Raw genomic sequence first — 20,152 nt, 5'->3', positions numbered from 1 at the left:
TGGTTCACCGCACTGCCCCGCAGCACCGCCAGCACCGGATGCCCGAGCCGCTGCGCCTCCGACAGACGCTCCAGCAGCACCACCCCGACGCCCTCGGCCCAGTTGGTGCCGTCGGCAGCGGCCGAGTACGCCTTGACCCGCCCGTCGGCCGCCAGGCCGCCCTGCACCGCGAACTCCGTGAACGTTCCCGTGGTGGGCATCACCGTCACACCACCGGCCAGGGCCAGCGAGCACTCGCCGTTGCGCAGCGCCTGGGCCGCCAGGTGCATCGCCACCAGCGACGACGAACACGCCGTGTCCACCGTCACCGCCGGACCCTCCAGGCCCAGCACATACGACACCCGGCCCGATGCCACGCTCGACGTGTTTCCGGTCATCCGGAAACCACTGCCGTCACCGTCGGCCAGCAGCGAGTCGTAGCCCTGGGAGGCCAGCCCGGCGAAGACTCCGGTGTCCGTGCCCTTCATCGCGGCCGGGTCCAGGCCCGCGCGTTCCAGCGCTTCCCAGGACACTTCGAGCAGCAGCCGCTGCTGCGGATCCATCGCCACCGCCTCACGCGGCGAGATCCCGAAGAAGTCGGCATCGAAGTTGGCAGCACCGGACAGGAAACCACCCACCCGCGCGTATCCGGCAGCCTCCGTATCCCAGCCGCGATCGGTCGGGAACTCACCCATCGCGTCCACGTTGTCCGCGACCAGCCGCCACAGATCCTCCGGTGAAGCCACCCCGCCCGGGAACCGGCACGCCATCGACACGATCGCGACCGGCTCGCCCACCGCCACCGTGGCCGGAGCGGCCGCCACCTCGGCTGGGGCGACGCCGGTCACCTGGGCCAGCAGATACTCGGCCAGCACCCGCGGCGTCGGATAGTCGAAGACCAGCGTGGCCGGCAACGCCAGCCCGGACGCCGCCGCCAGCCGGTTACGCAACTCAACCGCCGTCAGCGAGTCAAAGCCCAGATCCCGGAACGCCCGATCAGCGGGAACACCCGCGCCCTCGCCATCACCGTGACCGAGGACCACAGCGGCGTGCTCACGCACGAGCTCCAACAGGACAAGGGACCGCTCAGCCTCACCCAGACCACCCAGCCGACGGGCCAACGCACTGGTCGACCCGGTACGGGCCGCGACGGCACGCCGCGGCGCACGGCCCAGGCCGAGCAGCGCGGCCGGCACCACCGCCCCGGACGCGATCGCACCGCGGATCGCGCCCACGTCCAGGCCCGCCGCCACCACCGGCTCACGACCGGCCACCGCGGCGTCCAGCAGCCGCAGTGCCTGCTCGGTCGGCAGCGCCGCACCGCCGCCACGCGCCAGCCGGGCCCGGTCCGCCTCGGTCAGCGTGCCGGTCATGCCACTCGCCTGCTCCCACAAGCCCCAGGCGATCGAGACCGCTGGCAGTCCGAGGGCCGTACGGTGCGCGGCGAGGGCGTCCAGGTAGGTGTTGGCCGCCGCGTAGTTGCCCTGTCCCGCGCCGCCCAGGAGTCCGGACAGGGACGAGAACAGCACGAACATCCGCAGGTCCATGTCCCGCGTCGCCTCGTGCAGATGCCAGGCGGCGACCGCCTTGGCCGACACCACCCGGTCCACCGACTCGCCACTCAGCGACGTCACGGGCATGTCCTGCAACACCCCGGCCGCGTGCACCACCCCGGCCAGCTCCGGGATACCCGCCACCAGCGCGTCCACCACGGAACGCTGTGACAGGTCCGCCGCCACGATCCGCACCCGCGCCCCGGCCGCCTCCAACTCAGCAGTGAGTTCGACGGCGCCGGGCGCGTCCGGCCCGGAACGGCTCGCCAGCACCAAATCCCGTACCCCATGCCGGTCCACCAGATGACGGGCGACCAGGCCGCCCAGCGTTCCGGTCCCACCGGTGATCAGCACCGCACCGTCACCCACACCCGGCAGGCGCAGCACAATCTTGCCCACATGGCGAGCCTGACTCATGAACCGCAACGCGGCACCCGCCTGAGCCGCCGGGAACACCGTGACCGGCAACGGAACCGCCCACTCCAGAACCCGCTGCCACATCGCGGCAACCCGGTCCGGATCCAAGTCCCCCAGATCGAACGGCACCTGCCGCGGATCACGGATATCGATCTTGCCCAGCTCCACGAACCGGCCACCCTCGGCCAGCATCCCCAGCGACGCGTCCAGGAACTCCCCGGTCAACGAGTTGAGCACGACGTCAACCTGACCGAACTCACTCGCGAAATCCGTCGTACGCGAAGAAGCGATACGGGCCACACCCAGCTCAGCCACCGCCGCCTGCTTCGCCGGACTCGCCGTCGCGAACACCTCCGCCCCCGCCGCCAACGCCAGATGCACCGCCGCCATACCCACACCACCGGCCGCAGCATGGATCAAGACCCGATCCCCCCGCTGCACCTGGCCCAGATCGAACAGCGCGTGATAAGCCGTCAGGTACGCGACCGGCACTCCGGCCGCCTCGGTGTCGCTCCACTCGTCCGGGACCGGCACGACCATCCGCGCATCGACCACCGCCAGCGGGCCGAACCCCTGGAACATCCCCATCACCCGCGTGCCGGGCGCCAGGCCGTCCACCCCCGGGCCCGCCTCGGTCACGAACCCGGCGCCCTCGCCACCCGACAGACGGTGGTCGTTGGGCAGCATGCCGAGGGCCTGGAGGACATCGCGGAAGTTCACTCCGGCCGTGCGGAGTGCGATACGGACCTCACCGGGCGCCAAGGGCCGCTCGGCGTCGGGCGCCGACACCGCCCGCACATCGTCCAGGTCTCCGTCCGGACCCCATTCGAGCCGCCATGCCTCCGGACCGGTCGGCAGTTCGGGAACGGCCGGGACCGGGCGCAGTCGGGGCACCAACACGGCACCCGCCCGCAGGGCCAGTTCCCTTTCGCCCGTGGCAAGGGCGGCGCTGACGATCTCGGCGGATTCGGGACGACCGTCGTCGTCGAGCAACACCAGGCCCGCGTCGGGGTGCTCGGCCATCGCCGACCGGACCAGACCCCAGACCCCGGACCCCGTCAAACCGGTCACGGTGTCGCCCGCCGCAGCCGCGACCGCGTCGCGGGTACGGACCGCCAGCCGCGACCCAGCCGGATAGCCAGCCCCCAACCACGCCTGCACCAACGCCAACGCCCCAGGCAGATCCGCCGGCTCAGCCCAGGCAAGCACCGGCTCATCCGCCGCCTCGGGCAGATCCAGCTCCGGACCCACCTCCACCCAGGCCTGCTCCGAAGCCGATCCCAGGCTCAACGGCGCCCATTCCAGCGACAGCAGCCCCGCACCCGTACCGTGGCCGGAGAGCTGGCTGATGTCGGCCGGACGGGAAACCATCGCCGCCGCCGACACCACCGGCTGACCCTCACCATCGACGGCCAGCAGAGAAAACGCATCCGACCCGGCCGGGCTCAACCGCACCCGCAACGCCGACGCACCCGTCGCATGCAACCGCACATCCCGCCACGCGAACGGCAACCGCACCTCCTGGCCGCCCTCCGCGGCCACGATCATCGCGTGCAGGGCGGCGTCCAGCAACGCCGGGTGAATCCCGAACCCATCCCCTTCTTCGCCCGCTGCGGCGGGCAGCTCAACCTCGGCGTACACGTCCTCGCCGAGCCGCCAAGCCGCCTGTAGACCACGGAACGCCGGCCCATACGCGTAACCATGGGCGGACAAGTTCTCATAGGCATCACCGACCGGGAGGGCCTGGGCACCGGCCGGGGGCCACTGACCGTCCAGACCTTCCACCGCCCCGGCGGGATCGGCCAAGGTCGCGGTCGCATGCCGAGCCCACTGCTCCCCCGTCCGCGAGAACACGGCAACCTGACCACCCTCAACCGACACCTGCACATCGACCGGGCCGCTGCCTTCGAGCACCAGAGGCTGCTCGAAGGTGATCTCCCCGATCGCCGGCAGCCCGGCCCGGTCACCGGCATGCAGCACCAACTCGGTCAGCGCCGCACCGGGAACCAACACTGTCCCCGACACCGCATGGTCGGCCAGCCACGGGCTGGTCCCGGTCGACAGCCGCCCCGACAACACCCAGCCCGCATCCTCGGCCAGCCGCACCGCAGTGTCCAACATCGGATGCCCGGCGCTGCCCCGACCCGTCCCAACACCCGACGCCCAATAACGGCGATGCTGGAACGGATACGTCGGCAACACCACCCGACGACCGACCGGGACCAGACGGGACCAGTCCACCGCCGCGCCATGAGTCCACGCGTCGGCCAGACCCGCCAGCAGACGACGCGCCCCCGCGTCATCACGCTCAGCCAGACTCGCCGCCCACACCTGTCCCCCACCGTCATGGACCACAGACGACAACACCCGGTCCGGACCAACCTCCAAGAACCCGACCACACCCCGCTCGTGCAGGGACCGGACCGCGTCGTGGAACCGGACCGTGCCGATCGCCTGCTCCACCCAGTGCCCCGGGTCGCCGAGCACATCCGCGCCGACGACGGCACCGGTGACCGCCGAGATCAACGGGATCCGCGGCTCAGTGAACCGGATCCCCGCCACCACCCGCGCCAACTCATCGGCGACCGGACGCATCAACGGAGAATGGAACGCATGGCTGACCTCCAGCCAACGCACCTTCCGACCCTCCAGACGGCCCACCGCCTCCTCGACCGCCCCCCGGTCACCGGAGAGCACCACCGCCGACGAACTGTTCACCGCCGCCACCGCGACCCGGTCCTCCAGACCGGACAAATCCACTTCCTGTACGTCTGCCTGCACCGCCGCCATCACCCCGCCCGACGGCAACGCCTGCATCAACGCACCCCGCGCCACCAACAACCGCACCGCATCTTCGAGAGTGACCGCCTCAGCCACATAGGCAGCCGTCACCTCACCCACCGAATGACCGGCGACAAAGTCCGGCTCCAGACCCACGGCCCGCGCCACCGCCGCCAGACCAGCCTCAAACGCGAACACCGCCACCTGCGTGAACGCCGTCTGATGCACCTCAACACCCGAGAACATCACCTCCCGCAGCGAACGGCCCAGCAACGGATCCGCCACCGCACACACCTCATCAAGCACCGCCACAAACACCGGCGAACACTCCGCCAACTCGCGACCCATACCGACCCACTGCGACCCCTGCCCCGGGAACACCCACGCCACCCGGCCCCGCGTCCGTGCCTCGGTCGGCTCCACCGCCGCCAGACCCTGCTCAAGTTCCTCACGGTCAGCGCCCAGGACCACCGCACGGAACTCCAGCCCCGCCCGGCTCCGCGCCAGCGACCCCGCGATATCCGCGATCTCGGCCTCTGCCGGGACATCCGACGCCAACCGGGCCCCCAGCGCCCGCAACCCCGCATCCGACCGCGCCGACAACACCCACGGCACCACACCGCCGACCACCACCACCGGCTCCGCCGACGGAGCCGCAACCGGCTCAGCAGGAGCTTCTTCGAGGATCACATGTGCGTTCGTGCCGCTGATCCCGAACGACGACACACCCGCGCGGCGGGGCCGACCCGTGACCTCCCACGGCCGTGCTTCGGTCAGCAGGCGCACCTCTCCGGCCGTCCAGTCCACATGCGGCGACGGCTCGTCGGCGTGCAGCGTCGCCGGGAGCGTCGCGTGCCGCAGCGCCTCGACCATCTTGATCACACCGGCCACGCCGGCCGCCGCCGAAGTGTGCCCAATGTTGGACTTCACCGAGCCCAGCCACAACGGCCGGTCGTCGGGCCGGTCCTGCCCGTAGGCGGCCAGCAGCGCCTGCGCCTCGATCGGGTCCCCGAGCGTGGTCCCGGTCCCGTGCCCCTCGACCACATCCACATCGCCCGGGGTCAGCCGGGCATCGGCCAGGGCCCGGCGAATCGCCCGTTCCTGCGACGGACCGTTCGGCGCCGACAGGCCGTTCGACGCACCGTCCTGGTTCACCGCGCTGCCCCGCAGCACCGCCAGCACCGGATGCCCGAGCCGCCGCGCCTCCGACAGACGCTCCAGCACCACCACACCAACGCCCTCGGACAAGGCCGTGCCGTCCGCCGTATCCGCGAACGCCTTGACCCGCCCGTCGGCCGCCAGACCGCCCTGGAGCGCGAACTCCGCGAACGCAGCCGGGGTGGCCATCACCGTCACGCCACCGGCCAGCGCCAGCGAGCACTCCCCGTTCCGCAGCGCCTGCGCGGCCAGGTGCATCGCCACCAGCGACGACGAACACGCCGTGTCCACCGTCACCGCCGGGCCCTCCAGGCCGAATGTGTAGGCCACGCGGCCGGAGACGACGCTCGACGCGTTGCCGGTCATCCGGAATCCGCCCGCATCACCCGCCGGCAGACGCCAGGAGTAGTCCTGCATGGCCAGGCCGGCGAAGACGCCGGTGTCGGAGCCGCGCAGCCCGGAGGGGTCCAGGCCCGCGCGTTCCAGGGCTTCCCAGGACACTTCGAGCAGCAGCCGCTGCTGCGGATCCATCGCCACCGCCTCACGCGGCGAGATCCCGAAGAACTCCGCATCGAAGTCCGCCGCGCCGGACAGGAAGCCACCGACCCGCGCATACCCGGCGGGCTCAGGCTCCCAGCCGCGGTCGGCCGGGAAGTCCCCCATCGCGTCGGCACGGTCCTCGATGAGTTGCCAGAGGTCTTCGGGCGAGGCGACCCCACCAGGGAAGCGGCAGGCCATCGACACGATCGCGATGGGCTCGCCGACCACCCGCGGGGTCGCCGGGGTGATTTCGACGGCCGCCGGGGACGCGCCGGTCACCTGGGCCACCAGATAGTCCACCAGGGCCTGCGGTGTGGGGTGGTCGAAGACCAGCGTGGCGGGCAGCGTCAGCCCGGCCGCCGCGGCCAGCCGGTTACGCAGTTCCACCGCGGTGACCGAGTCGAAGCCGAGGTCGCGGAAGGCGCGGTCGGCCGGCATGTTCGCGGCCTGGTCGTAGCCGAGTACCGCGGCGGCTTGCTCGCGCACGAGGTCCAGCAGGACGAGCTCGCGCTCGGTCTCGCTCAGGGCGGCCAGGCGACGGGCCATCGCCCCGCCGACGGCCCCCGGCGCGGCTACCCGCCGCGGCGTGCGGACGAGATCGTTCAGCACCGCCGGAATCGACGTCCCGGCCGCGATGACGCCGCGGACCGCGCTCGTGTCCAGGCCGGCCGCGACCACCGGCCGACCGACGGTCAGGGCGCGGTCCAGCAGGCTCAGCGCCTGCTCGGTCGGCAGAGCGACGCCGCCGACGCGGGCCAGCCGGGCCTGGTCGGCCGCAGTCAGCGCACCGGTCAGGGCGCTGCGCCGCTCCCAGAGACCCCAGGCGATGGACACGGCCGCCAAGCCGAGGGCCCGCCGCCGGGCGGCGAGGGCATCCAGGTATGTGTTGGCCGCCGCGTAGTTGCCCTGCCCGGCGTTGCCGAGCAGGCCCGACAGCGACGAGAAGAGCACGAACATCCGCAGGTCAAGGTGGACCGTGGCCTCGTGCAGGTGTCGGGCGGCGTCCGCCTTGGCGGCCAGCACCCGTTCCAGCGACTCGCTGGTCAACGAGGTGATTGGGGTGTCTTCGAGCACCCCCGCGGTGTGTACGACCCCGGCCAGCTCGGGGATGTCCGCGACCAGCGCGTCGACCGCGGCGCGGTCGGACAGGTCCGCGGCGACGATCCGCACGCGGGCCCCGGCCGCTTCCAACTCGGCGGCCAGTTCGGCCGCGCCCGGCGCGTCCGGCCCCGACCGGCTCGCCAACACCAGATTCCGGATCCCGTACGTGTCCACCAGATGCCGGGCGACCAGACCGCCCAACGTCCCCGTCCCACCGGTGATCAGCACCGCCCCTTCGGGCTCGAACACCGGGACCGCGTCGTCGCCGGAAACGGTACGGCGCAGCCGGGGCACCAGCACCGCCCCTTCCCGCAGCGCCAGCTCCTTCTCACCAGTGGCCAGCGCCGTGGCGAGAACCGCGTGGGATTCCGGGCGGCCGTCGTCGTCGAGCAGGATCAGGCCGGCGTCAGGGTGCTCGGACTGCGCCGAGCGAACCAGGCCCCAGATCCCGGCACTCGCCAGCCCGGCGACCGTGTCGCCATCAGCGACGGCAACTGCCTCGCGGGTACGGACGGCCAGCCGGGAACCCGCCGGGTACCCGGCCTCCAGCCACGCCTGTACCAGAGCCAGCGCAACGGTCGGGTCGGCCGGCTCGGCCGAGGCGTATACCGGCCCGTCCGCGGCCTGGGGCAGGTCCAGCTCCGGGCCAACCGGCACCCAGGCCTGGTCGGAACCCGGTTCCGGGCTGGGGCTGAGCGGTGCCCATTCCAGGGCGAGCAGGTCGACACCGGCAGCGGGGGCGGGGGTGAGGCGGCTGATGTCCGCGGGGCGGGAGACGATTGCCGCCGCCGATACCACCGGCCGGCCCTCGCCATCGGCGGCCAGCAGGGAGAACGCGTCCGACCCGGCCGGGCTCAACCGCACCCGCAACGCCGACGCACCCGTCGCGTGCAACCGCACATCCCGCCACGCGAACGGCAGCAGGACCCGCTGCCCGGTGCCGTCGGTCGCGGCGGCGAGCAGGGCGTGCAGGGCGGCGTCCAGCAGCGCTGGATGGATCCCGAAGCCGTCCTGAACATCGCCCGCGGCGACGGGCAGTTCCACTTCGGCGTACAGGTCTTCGCCGAGCCGCCAGGCCGCCTGGAGGCCACGGAACATCGGCCCGTACTCATACCCCCGTGCCGCTATGTCCTCGTAGACATCACCGACGGGAAGGGCCTGCGCGCCGGCCGGGGGCCACTGCCCTTCGAGGCCTTCCACCATTCCGGCCGGGTCGGCCAGGGTCGCGGTCGCGTGCCGGGTCCACTGCTCCCCGGTACGGGAGAACACGGCCGCCTGACCGCCCTCGACCGACACCTGCACATCGACCGGGCTGCCGTTCAGCACCAGAGGCTGCTCGAAGGTGATCTCCCCGATGGCGGGCAATCCGGCCCGATCCCCGGCATGCAACACCAGCTCCGCCAGCGCCGCCCCAGGAACCAGCACCGTCCCCGAGACCGCGTGGTCGGCCAGCCACGGACTCGTCGCGGCCGACACCCGCCCCGACAACACCCAGCCCGCGTCCTCGGCCAGCCGCACCGCGCTGTCCAGCAGCGGATGCCCGGCACTGCTCCGCCCGGTCACACCGCCCGACGCCCAGTAGCGGCGGTGCTGGAACGGATACGTCGGCAGCGTCACCGGCGTGCCGCCGGTGATCAGGCGGGTCCAGTCAACGACCGTGCCGTGGGTCCACGCCTCAGCCAGGGACGTCAGCAGGCGCCGCTGTCCGCCATCGTCGCGGCGCAGCGATCCGACCGACCAACGGCCCTCAATGCCCGGCACCAGCACCGGGTGCGGAGACACCTCCACGAACCCGGCCACCGGCATCGCCGCCACGGTCTGCGCGAACCGCACCCGCTCCCGCAGGTTCCGCCACCAATACGCGGCGTCCAACTCCTCGGTATCCAACACCGTGCCGGTCACCGCCGAATAGAACGGCACCCGACCCGGACGCGGCGACACCCGCACCGCCAGCAATTGCTCCCGTACCCGCTCCACCAGCGGGTGATGGCTCGCGTAATCCACATCGACCCGACGGGCCCGGATCCCGGCCGCCTCACACCGCGCCGCCAACGCGTCCAGCGCCTCCGGCACACCGGAAACCACCACCTGCTCGGCCGCGTTGACCGCCGCGATCCCCAACCCATCGGCCAGCATGCCCTCGACCACCTCAGGAGCAGCCGAAACCGACAGCATCCCTCCAGTGCCCGCCAGCGCCGCCAGCGCCCGGCCCCGCTCGACGACGAGACCGAGGGCGTCCCGCAACGCTAAGGCCCCCGCGAAGCAGGCCGCGGCGAGCTCACCTTGCGAATGGCCCACCACGGCCGAAGGGGTGACTCCCGCGGCCTCCCACACCCGGGCCAGGCCGACCATCATCACGAACAACGCGGGCTGAACAACCTCCACCCGCTCCAACCCGACCCCGGACACCAGTGCGTCCCGCAGCGGGAAGTCCACCAATTGCTCGCACTCGGCCACGAAATCGGCGAACACCGGTGAACAGGCGAGCAGTTCACGGCCCATCCCCAGCCACTGCGATCCCTGGCCCGGGAAGACAAAAGCCACCCCGTCGCCGTCCGCCGCCCGGCCGGACAGCAGCGGCCCGCCCGGCTCCAGCAGTACGCCGCGGTGGTCCAGGCCCGCCCGGCCCCGTACCAGTGAGACGGCCACATCCGCCGCCGCCACCTCCGACTGCCGTTCGGCCCATTCGGACACGTCCGACGCCAGCGCCGCCAGCCCCGCCTCCGACCGGGCCGAGAACACCCACGGCACCACATCGCCCGTCACCACCGGCTGGGCGGGCGCGGGTAGCGCGGGAACCGGGTCCGGCGCCTGTTCCAGGATCACATGGGCGTTGGTGCCACTGATCCCGAACGACGACACACCTGCCCGCCGCGGACGCCCTTCGGACTCCCACATGCGCGCCTCGGTCAGCAGCCGTACGTCGCCGGCCGACCACTCCACATGCGGCGTCGCCTCACCCGCGTGCAATGTCGGCGGCAGCATTCCGTGCCGCAGTGCCTCGACCATCTTGATCACACCGGCGACACCGGCCGCGGCCTGGGTGTGGCCGATGTTGGACTTCACCGACCCCAGCCACAACGGCTGGTCCTCGGGCCGGTCCTGCCCGTAGGCGGCCAGCAGCGCCTGCGCCTCGATCGGATCCCCGAGCGTGGTTCCGGTCCCGTGGCCCTCGACCGCATCCACATCAGCTGGAGTCAGCCGGGCATCGGCCAGGGCCCGGCGAATGACGCGCTCCTGCGACGGACCGTTCGGAGCCGACAGGCCGTTGGACGCCCCGTCCTGGTTCACCGCGCTGCCGCGCAGCACCGCCAGCACCGGATGCCCGAGTCGCTGTGCCTCCGACAAGCGCTCCAGCACCACCACGCCGACACCCTCGCCCCAGCCGGTGCCATCCGCCTCGGCCGAGAACGCCTTGCACCGGCCGTCGGCCGCCATGCCGCCCTGCCGCGTGAACTCGGCGAACACTCCTTGCGTCGCCAGTACGGTCACGCCCCCGGCGAGGGCGAGTGAGCATTCGCCGTTGCGCAGCGCCTGCGCGGCCAAGTGCATCGCCACCAGCGACGACGAACACGCCGTATCGACCGTCACCGCCGGACCCTCCAGGCCCAGCGCGTAGGACACCCGGCCCGACGCCACGCTCAGCGCGTTCCCGGTCAGCTCGAACCCGTTCCCGTCACCCACGGACAGTCGCGAGCTGTAGTCCTGGCCGACCAGACCGGCGAAGACCCCGGTGTCGGAGCCGCGCAAACCCGAGGGGTCCAGGCCCACGCGTTCCAGGGCCTCCCAGGACACTTCGAGCAGCAGCCGCTGCTGCGGATCCATCGCCACCGCCTCACGCGGCGAGATCCCGAAGAACTCCGCATCGAAGTCGGCGGCGCCGGAGAGGAATCCGCCCACCCGCGCGTATCCGGCCGGTTCGGTCTCCCAGCCACGGTCGGCCGGGAAGTCGCCCATCGCGTCCACACCCTCGGCGACCAGCCGCCACAAGTCCTCCGGCGAGGCCACCCCACCCGGGAAACGACACGCCATCGACACGACCGCGATCGGATCACCGGTCGCCGCCGAGACCGGGACGACCTCCGCGGCCACCGGGGCCGCACCAGTCACCCGCGCCACCAGATACTCAGCCAGCACCCGAGGCGTCGGATAGTCAAAGACCAGAGTGGCAGAGAGCGTCAACCCGGACGCCGCGGCCAGCCGGTTCCGCAGCTCCACCGCCGTCAGCGAATCAAAACCCAGATCCCGGAACGCCCGGTCAGCGGGAACAGCATCGCCGTGCCCGAGCACCACCGCCGCATGCTCACGCACCACATCCAGCACCACCCGCACATGCTCCACCGACGGCAACGCGGCCAGACGACGCGCCAACGCCCCACCACCAGCCCCGGCGACAGCCGCCCGCCGCGGCGCACGACCCAAGCCAAGGAGCACCGCCGGCACCGACGACCCCGCCGCGATGGCGCTCCGCACCGCACCCACGTCCAGACCCGCCGCCACTACGGGCTCACGGCCGGCCACCGCCGCGTCCAGCAGCCGCAGTGCCTGCTCGGTGGGCAGCGCCACACCACCACCGCGGGCCAGCCGGGCCCGGTCGGTGGCGGACAGCGCGCCGGTCAAGGCGCTGGTCTGCTCCCACAGACCCCAGGCGATCGAGACCGCGGGCAGCCCGAGGGCCGTCCGGTGTGCGGCCAGAGCGTCCAGGTAGGTGTTGGCCGCCGCGTAGTTGCCCTGCCCCGGATTGCCGAGCAGCCCGGACAGCGACGAGAACAGCACGAACATCCGCAGATCCCGGCCGGCGGTCGCTTCGTGCAGATGCCGGGCCGTGTCCGCCTTCGCGGCCAGCACCCGGCCCAGCGACTCGCCGGTCAGCGACGTCACCGGAGTGTCCTCGAGCACCGCAGCGGTGTGCACCACCCCGGCCAGCTCCGGGATGTCCGCCACCAGCGCGTCCACCGCGGCACGGTCGGACAGATCCGCCGCGACGATCCGCACCCGCACCCCAGCCGCCTCCAACCCGGCGGCGAGTTCATCAGCGCCGGGGGCGTCCGGCCCCGACCGGCTCGCCAGCACCAGATCCCGTACCCCATGCCGATCCACCAGATGCCGGGCGACCAGACCACCCAACGTCCCCGTCCCACCGGTGATCAGCACCGCGCCATCGTCCACACCGGGCAGGCGCAGCACGATCTTGCCCACGTGCCGGGCCCGGCTCATGAATCGGTGTGCCGCGCCCGCCTGCGCCGCCGGCCACGCCGTCGTCGGCAGCGGTACGGCCGTCTCCAGGACCCGTGGCCACATCGCGGCGACCCGGTCGGGATCCGCGTACGCGACTTCCGCCAGGTCGAAGGCGTCCTGGCGGGAATCGCGGATGTCGGTCTTGCCCATTTCGACGAACCGACCGCCCTCGGCCAGCATCCCCAGGGAGGCGTCCAGCAGTTCCCCGGTCAGCGAGTTCAGCACCACATCAACCTGGCCGAACTCATCGGCGAAGTCCGCCGTACGCGACGAGGCGATGTGCGTCACGCCCAGCGCCGCCACCGCGGCCTGCTTGGCCGGGCTCGCCGTAGCGAACACCTCCGCCCCCGCCGCCAGCGCCAGATGCACGGCCGCCATACCCACACCGCCGGACGCCGCGTGGATCAGCACGCGCTCGCCCGAGCGCAGCTGGGCCCGCTCGAACAGGGCGTGGTAAGCGGTCAGGTACGCGATCGTCGTCCCGGCCGCCTCGGTGTCGCTCCACCCGTCCGGGATCGGCGTCACCAGCCGCGCGTCGGTCACGGCCAGCGGGCCGAACCCGGCCATCAGCCCCATCACCCGGGTGCCGACCGGCGGGCCGGTCACCTCCGGGCCGGCCTCTACCACGACCCCGGCGCCCTCGCCGCCCGGCGGCCGGTGGTCGCCGGGCAGCATGCCCAGCGCCGACAGGACGTCGTGGAAGTTCACTCCGGCCGCGCGGACCGCGATGCGGACCTCACCGGGTTCCAGCGGCCGTTCGGCGTCCGGCGCGGGGACGGCCCGCACCTTGTCCAGGTCACCGCCCTCAGCCCACTCCAGCCGCCACGCCTCCGGACCGGTCGGCAGTTCCAGACCGACGGGCACAGGGCGCAGTCGTGGCACCAGTACGGCACCCGCCCGCAGGGCCAGTTCCCTTTCGCCCGTGGCAAGGGCGGCGCTGACGATCTCGGCGGATTCGGGACGGCCGTCGTCATCGAGCAACGCCAAGCCCGCGTCGGGGTGCTCGGCCATCGCCGACCGGACCAGACCCCAGACCCCGGACCCCGTCAAACCGGCCACGGTGTCGCCCGCCGCAGCCGAGACCGCGTCGCGCGTACGGACCACCAGCCGCGACCCGGCCGGGTAACCAGCCCCCAACCATGCCTGCACCAGCGCCAAAGCCGCGGACACATCAGCCGGCTCGGCCGACGCGAGCACCAGCGTGTCCGCCACCTCAGGCAGATCCAGCTCTGGGCCCACCTGGACCCACTCCTGCTCCGAAGCCGATCCGAGGCTCAACGGCGCCCATTCGAGCGACAGCAGCCCCGCGCCCGTGCCGGACCCGCTGAGCCGGCTGGGGTCGGCCGGACGGGAAATCATCGCCGCCGCCGATACCACCGGCTGACCCTCGCCGTCGGCGGCGAGCAGGGAGAACGCGTCCGACCCTGCCGGGCTCAACCGCACCCGCAACGCCGACGCACCCGTCGCATGCAACCGCACATCCCGCCACGCGAACGGCAACCGCACCTCGTGACTGTCCTCCGCGGCCACGATCAGCGCGTGCAGGGCGGCGTCCAGCAGCGCCGGATGGATCCCGAAGCCGTCCTGAACATCGCCCGCGGCGACGGGCAGTTCCACTTCGGCGTACAGGTCCTCGCCGAGCCGCCAGGCCGCCTGAAGGCCACGGAACGCGGGCCCGTACTCATACCCGCGACCCGCCATGGCCTCGTAGACATCGCCGACCGGGAGGGCCTGTGCCCCGGCCGGGGGCCACTGGCCGTCCAGGCTTTCCACCGTTCCGGCGGGATCGGCCAGGGTCGCGGTCGCATGCCGGGCCCACTGCTCCCCCGTCCGGGAGAACACGGCAACCTGACCGCCCTCGACCGACACCTGCACATCGACCGGGCCGCTGCCTTCGAGCACCAGAGGCTGCTCGAAGGTGATCTCCCCGATGGCGGGCAGCCCGGCCCGATCCCCGGCGTGCAGCACCAGCTCCGCCAGCGCCGCGCCAGGTACCAGCACCGTCCCCGAGACCGCGTGGTCGGCCAGCCACGGACTGGTACCGGCCGACACCCGTCCCGCCAGCACCCAGCCGGCGTCCTCGGCCAGCTCAACGGCCAACTCCAACAGCGGGTGGCCCGCGCCGCCCCGGCCCGTCCCGCCACCGGACGCCCAATACCGGCGGTGCTGGAACGGATACGTCGGCAAAGTGATCGGACGGCCGGCCGGCATCAGACGGCTCCAGTCCACGGCCGCGCCGTGGGTCCACGCCTCAGCCAGAGACGTCAGCAGGCGCCGCTGACCGCCGTCGTCGCGGCGCAGCGAACCGACCACCCAGCCGCTTTCGATCCCCGGCACCAGCACCGGATGCGGGGACACCTCCACGAACCCGGCCACCGGCATCGACGCCACGGTCTGCGCGAACCGCACCCGCTCCCGCAGATTCCGCCACCAATACGCGGCGTCCAACTCCTCGGTATCCATCACCGTGCCGGTCACCGCCGAATAGAACGGCACCCGACCCGGACGCGGCGACACCCGCACCGCCAGCAATTGCTCCCGTACCCGCTCCACCAGCGGGTGATGGCTCGCGTAATCCACATCGACGCGACGGGCCCGGATCCCGGACGCCTCACACCGCGCCGCCAACGCGTCCAGCGCCTCCGGCACACCGGAAACCACCACCTGCTCGGCCGCGTTGACCGCCGCGATCACCAACCCGTCGGCCAACATGCCCTCGACGGCCTCCGGGGCCGCCGCGACCGACAGCATGCCGCCCGTGCCCGCCAGCGCCACCAGCGCCCGCCCGCGGGCGGTCACCAGACCGAGGGCGTCCTCCAGCGAGAGGGCCCCGGCGAAGCACGCCGCGGCGAGCTCACCCTGGGAATGGCCCACCACTGCCGATGGGACGACCCCCGCCGCTTCCCATACGCGGGCGAGGCCGACCATCATCACGAACAACGCGGGCTGGACCACCTCAACCCGGTCCATCCCTGCCCCGGACACCAGCGCGTCGCGCAGCGGGAAATCCACCAGCCGCTCGCACTCGGCCACGAAATCGGCGAACACCGGCGAACAGGCCAGCAGCTCACGGCCCATCCCCAGCCACTGCGAACCCTGACCCGGGAATACGAAAGCCACGTCGCCGCTGTCGGGCTCGACTCCGGCCAGATCCTTGCCCGGCTCGACCCGGGTCAGAGCCTCGTCCAGCTCCGCGCGGTCAGCGCCCAGGACCACCGTCCGGTACCCCAGGCCCGCTCGCGACCGGGCCAACGCACCCGCCACATCCGCGATGTCGGCCCCGGCCGGGACGTCCGACGCCAGCCGGCCCGCCAGCGCCTGGAGCGCCGGGGCCGACTTGGCCGACAGCACCCACGGCACCGCCTCTCCCGCCACCACCGGCCGGGCCGGCCCGGGAACCGGTTCCTGGGCCGGCTCGGCGGTGGCTTCTTCCAGGATCACGTGGGCGTTGGTGCCGCTGATCCCGAACGACGACACCCCGGCCCGCCGCGGACGCCCGTCGGATTCCCACGGACGTGTTTCGGTGAGCAGCCGCACCAGACCCGCCGACCAGTCCACGTGCGGCGACGGCTCATCGGCGTGCAGTGTCGCCGGGAGCATCCCGTGCCGCATCGCCTCGACCATCTTGATCACGCCGGCCATGCCCGACGCCGCCGCGGTGTGCCCGATGTTGGACTTCACCGCTCCCAGCCACAGGGGCCGGTCTTCCGGCCGGTTCTGCCCGTAGGTGGCCAGCAGCGCCTGGGCCTCGATCGGGTCGCCGAGCGCGGTCCCGGTCCCGTGCCCCTCGACCGCGTCCACGTCCGCCGTCGACAACCCCGCGCCGGCCAGCGCCGCCCGGATCACCCCTTCCTGCGACGGGCCGTTCGGCGCCGACAGGCCGTTGGACGCCCCGTCCTGGTTCACCGCGCTGCCGCGCAGCACGGCCAGCACCGGATGCCCGAGCCGCCGCGCCTCCGACAGCCGCTCCAGCAGCACCACGCCGACGCCTTCGCCCCAGCCCGTACCGTCGGCCGCGGCCGAGAACGGCTTGCACCGGCCGTCGAAGGCCAGCCCGCCCTGCGCCGCGAATTCCCCGAACACTCCCGGCGTCGCCAGCACCGTCACCCCGCCGACCAGCGCGAGGGAGCATTCGCCGTTGCGCAGTGCCTGCGCGGCCAGGTGCATCGCCACCAGCGACGACGAACACGCCGTATCGACCGACACCGCCGGACCCTCCAGGCCCAGCACGTACGACACCCGGCCCGACGCCACACTCGGTGCGTTGCCCGTCAGTCCGAATCCGCCGGCGCCTTCGTCGGGCAGCCGGGAGGCGTAGTTCTGGAAGGACAGGCCGGCGAACATCCCCGTGTCGGAGCCGCGCAACTCCGAGGGGTCCAGGCCCGCGCGTTCGAGGGCTTCCCAGGACACCTCGAGCAGCAGCCGCTGCTGCGGATCCATCGCCACCGCCTCACGCGGCGAGATCCCGAAGAACTCCGCATCGAAGTCGGCGGCACCGGACAGGAAACCGCCCACCCGCGCATACTCGACAGGCTCGGTCTCCCAGCCGCGGTCCGTCGGGAAGTCGGTCATCGCGTCCACGCCGTCCGCGGCCACCCGCCACAGGTCTTCCGGCGAGGCAACTCCACCGGGATAGCGGCAGGCCATCGACACGATCGCGACCGGCTCCCCGGCCGCGCTGCTCAGCTGCTCGTTCTCCCACTTGAGGCGCTGGTTCTGCTTGAGGGCAGCCCGCAGTGCTTCGAGGAGCTTCTCATTGCCGGCGCTGTCAGTCATTCGTTCTCCTCCAGTGCCATGCGAATCAGGTCGTCAGAGCTCAGCTCGTCGATCTGGGACGCCGATGGCGCACCACCGTGGCCGTTTCCGCTGCCATTGCCATTGGTCTTGGTATTGCCGTTGCCGTCGCCGTCGCCGTCACCGTTGGTCGGCGTGTCGGCCAGTTCGAGAAGGACGTCCAGCAGTCCGACGTCGCGTAGACGGGACACCGGGATCGCGCGGATGACTTCTGCGATGCGCGCTTCCTCGGGGTCCTTCGGTGCTCCGATCGCCACATGCAGCAGGTGCTCGGCGAGCACCCGGGACGTCGGGTAGTCAAAGACCAGCGTGGCCGGGAGCGTCAGCCCGGTCACACCGGCCAGCCGGTTGCGCAGCTCGACCGCGGTCACCGAGTCGAAGCCGAAGTCCCGGAACGCCTGATCGGCGCGGACACTCGCGGCCTCGTCATAGCCGAGAACCACCGCGGCGTGTTCGCGCACCAGATTGAGCAGGAAGCGCGACCGCTCGTTCTCGCCCAGGCCCGCCAGGCGACGGGCGAAGGTGTCGGCTCCCCGCGTCCCCGCGGCGGCCCGGCGGGGCGCCCGGACGAGGTCACCGAGCACCGAGGGCAGCGCGAACCCCTCGGTGGCGGTGGCCCGTGCCGCGTCCACGTCCAGGCCGGCCGCCACCACCGGCGAGGCGCCGGCCAGCGCGGAGTCGAACAGCCGCAGCGCCTGCTCGGTACTCAGCGCGACACCGCCACCGCGGGCCAGCCGGGCCTGGTCGGCCTGCGTCAGCGTTCCGGTCAGCGTGCTGCGCTGCTCCCACAGGCCCCAGGCGATGGAGACGCCGGGCAGTCCCCGGGACCGCCGAAGGGCGGCCAGGGCGTCCAGGTAGGTGTTGGCCGCGGCGTAGTTGGCCTGTCCCGGACCGCCGAGCAGCCCGGCGAGCGACGAGAAGAGCACGAACAGGCCCAGGTCCCGGTCGGCGGTGGCTTCGTGCAGGTGCCGGGCCGCGTCCGCCTTGGCCGCCAGCACCCGTTCCAACGGCGGCCCGGTCAGTGAGGTCACGGACATGTCCTCGGTGATGCCGGCGGTGTGTACCACACCGATCAGGCCGGGGATGTCCGCCACCAGCGCGTCGACCGCGGCACGGTCGGACAGGTCCGCGGCGACGATCCGCACGCGGGCCCCGGCCGCTTCCAACTCGGCAGCGAGTTCACCGGCGCCGGGCGCGTCCGGACCGGACCGGCTCGCCAACACCAGATTCCGGATCCCGTACGCGTCCACCAGATGCCGGGCGACCAGACCGCCCAACGTCCCCGTCCCACCGGTGATCAGCACCGCCCCTTCGGGGTCGAACACCGGGACCGCGTCGTCGCCGGAAGCGGCACGGCGCAGCCGGGGCACCAGCACCGCCCCATCACGCAGCGCCAGCTCCCGCTCCCCGGTGGCCAGGGCGGCGGAAACCATCGCCTCGGACTCGGGACGGCCGTCGTCGTCCAGCAGCACCAGGCCCGCGTCGGGGTGCTCGGCCATCGCCGAACGGACCAAGCCCCAAACGCCCGCCACGGCCAACCCCGCGACCGAATCCCCCTCAACCGCGGCAACCGCGTCACGCGTACGGACCGCCAGCCGCGACCCCGCCGGACGCTCATCGGCCAGCCAAGCCTGCACCAAGGCCAACGCCGCCGGCACATCGGCGAGCTCAGCCCAGGCGAAGAGTGGCCCGTCCTCCGTGCCCGTGGGCAGATCCAGGTCCAGGTTCAGGTCCGGGCCGACCGGGACCCAGACTTGTTCCGGCGCCGATCCGAGGCTGAACGGGGCCCATTCCAACGTCAGCAGGCCCGGACCCGCACCGGTCGTGAGCCGCGCGGTGTCAGTCGGGCGGGCCATCATCGACGCGGCCGACACAACCGGTTGGCCCTCGCCGTCGGCTGCGAGCAGGGAGACGGCGTCCGGACCGGCCGGGCTCAGCCGCACCCGCAGCGCCGACGCCCCGGTCGCGTGCAGCCGTACGTCCCGCCAGGCGAACGGCAACCCGATTCCGTCACCGTCCTCCGCGGCGGCGATCAGGACGTGCAGCGCGGCGTCCAGCAGGGCCGGATGGATCGCGAACCCGTCCTGAGTGTCCCCGGAGGGCAGTTCCACTTCGGCGTAAAGATCCTCGCCGAGCCGCCAGGCGGCCTGAAGGCCACGGAACGTCGGGCCGTATTCGTAGCCGCGCGCCGCCATGACCTCGTAAGCGTCGCTGACGGGCAGCGGCTGCGCACCGGCCGGGGGCCACGGGCCTTCGAGTCCTTCCACCGTCCCGGCCGGATCGGCCAAGGTCGCGGTGGCGTGCCGGATCCACTGGTCACCCGCCTGGGAGAACACGCTCGCCTGTTCCCCGTCGACCCGCACCTGGACATCGGCCGCACCGTCCAGCACCAACGGCTGCTCGAAGGTGATCTCCCCGATGGCGGGCAGCCCGGTCCGGTCACCGGCATGGAGCACCAGCTCCGCCAGCGCCGCCCCGGGCACCAGCACCGTCCCCGACACGGCGTGATCGGCCAGCCACGGGCTCGTCCCCGCGGACACCCGCCCCGACAACACCCAACCCGCGTCCTCGGCCAGCCGCACCGCACTACC

At 72.5% G+C, this 20,152-nt stretch carries 1 protein-coding gene and 1 pseudogene (1 of these 2 only partly in view); both read right to left on the bottom strand.

Features of this window, described 5'->3' with window-relative positions; all coding sequences use genetic code 11:
- On the bottom strand, positions 1 to 17,543 hold the 5' portion of the coding sequence (locus ACJX2R_RS47035; RefSeq protein WP_413105134.1) for an SDR family NAD(P)-dependent oxidoreductase. The gene continues 13,012 nt to the left of window position 1, outside the view; the window shows 17,543 of its 30,555 coding nt (coding positions 1-17,543); its start codon is at positions 17,541 to 17,543; its stop codon lies off the left edge, out of view.
- Positions 17,540 to 20,152: pseudogene (locus tag ACJX2R_RS47030) on the bottom strand (type I polyketide synthase); the annotation flags it as partial. The pseudogene ACJX2R_RS47030 and the gene ACJX2R_RS47035, both read right to left, overlap by 4 nt.

This window comes from Streptomyces sp. Inha503, assembly GCF_047215865.1.
Taxonomy (GTDB): Bacteria; Actinomycetota; Actinomycetes; order Streptomycetales; family Streptomycetaceae; genus Streptomyces; species Streptomyces lycopersici.
This window is presented reverse-complemented; position numbering and strand designations above follow the sequence as displayed.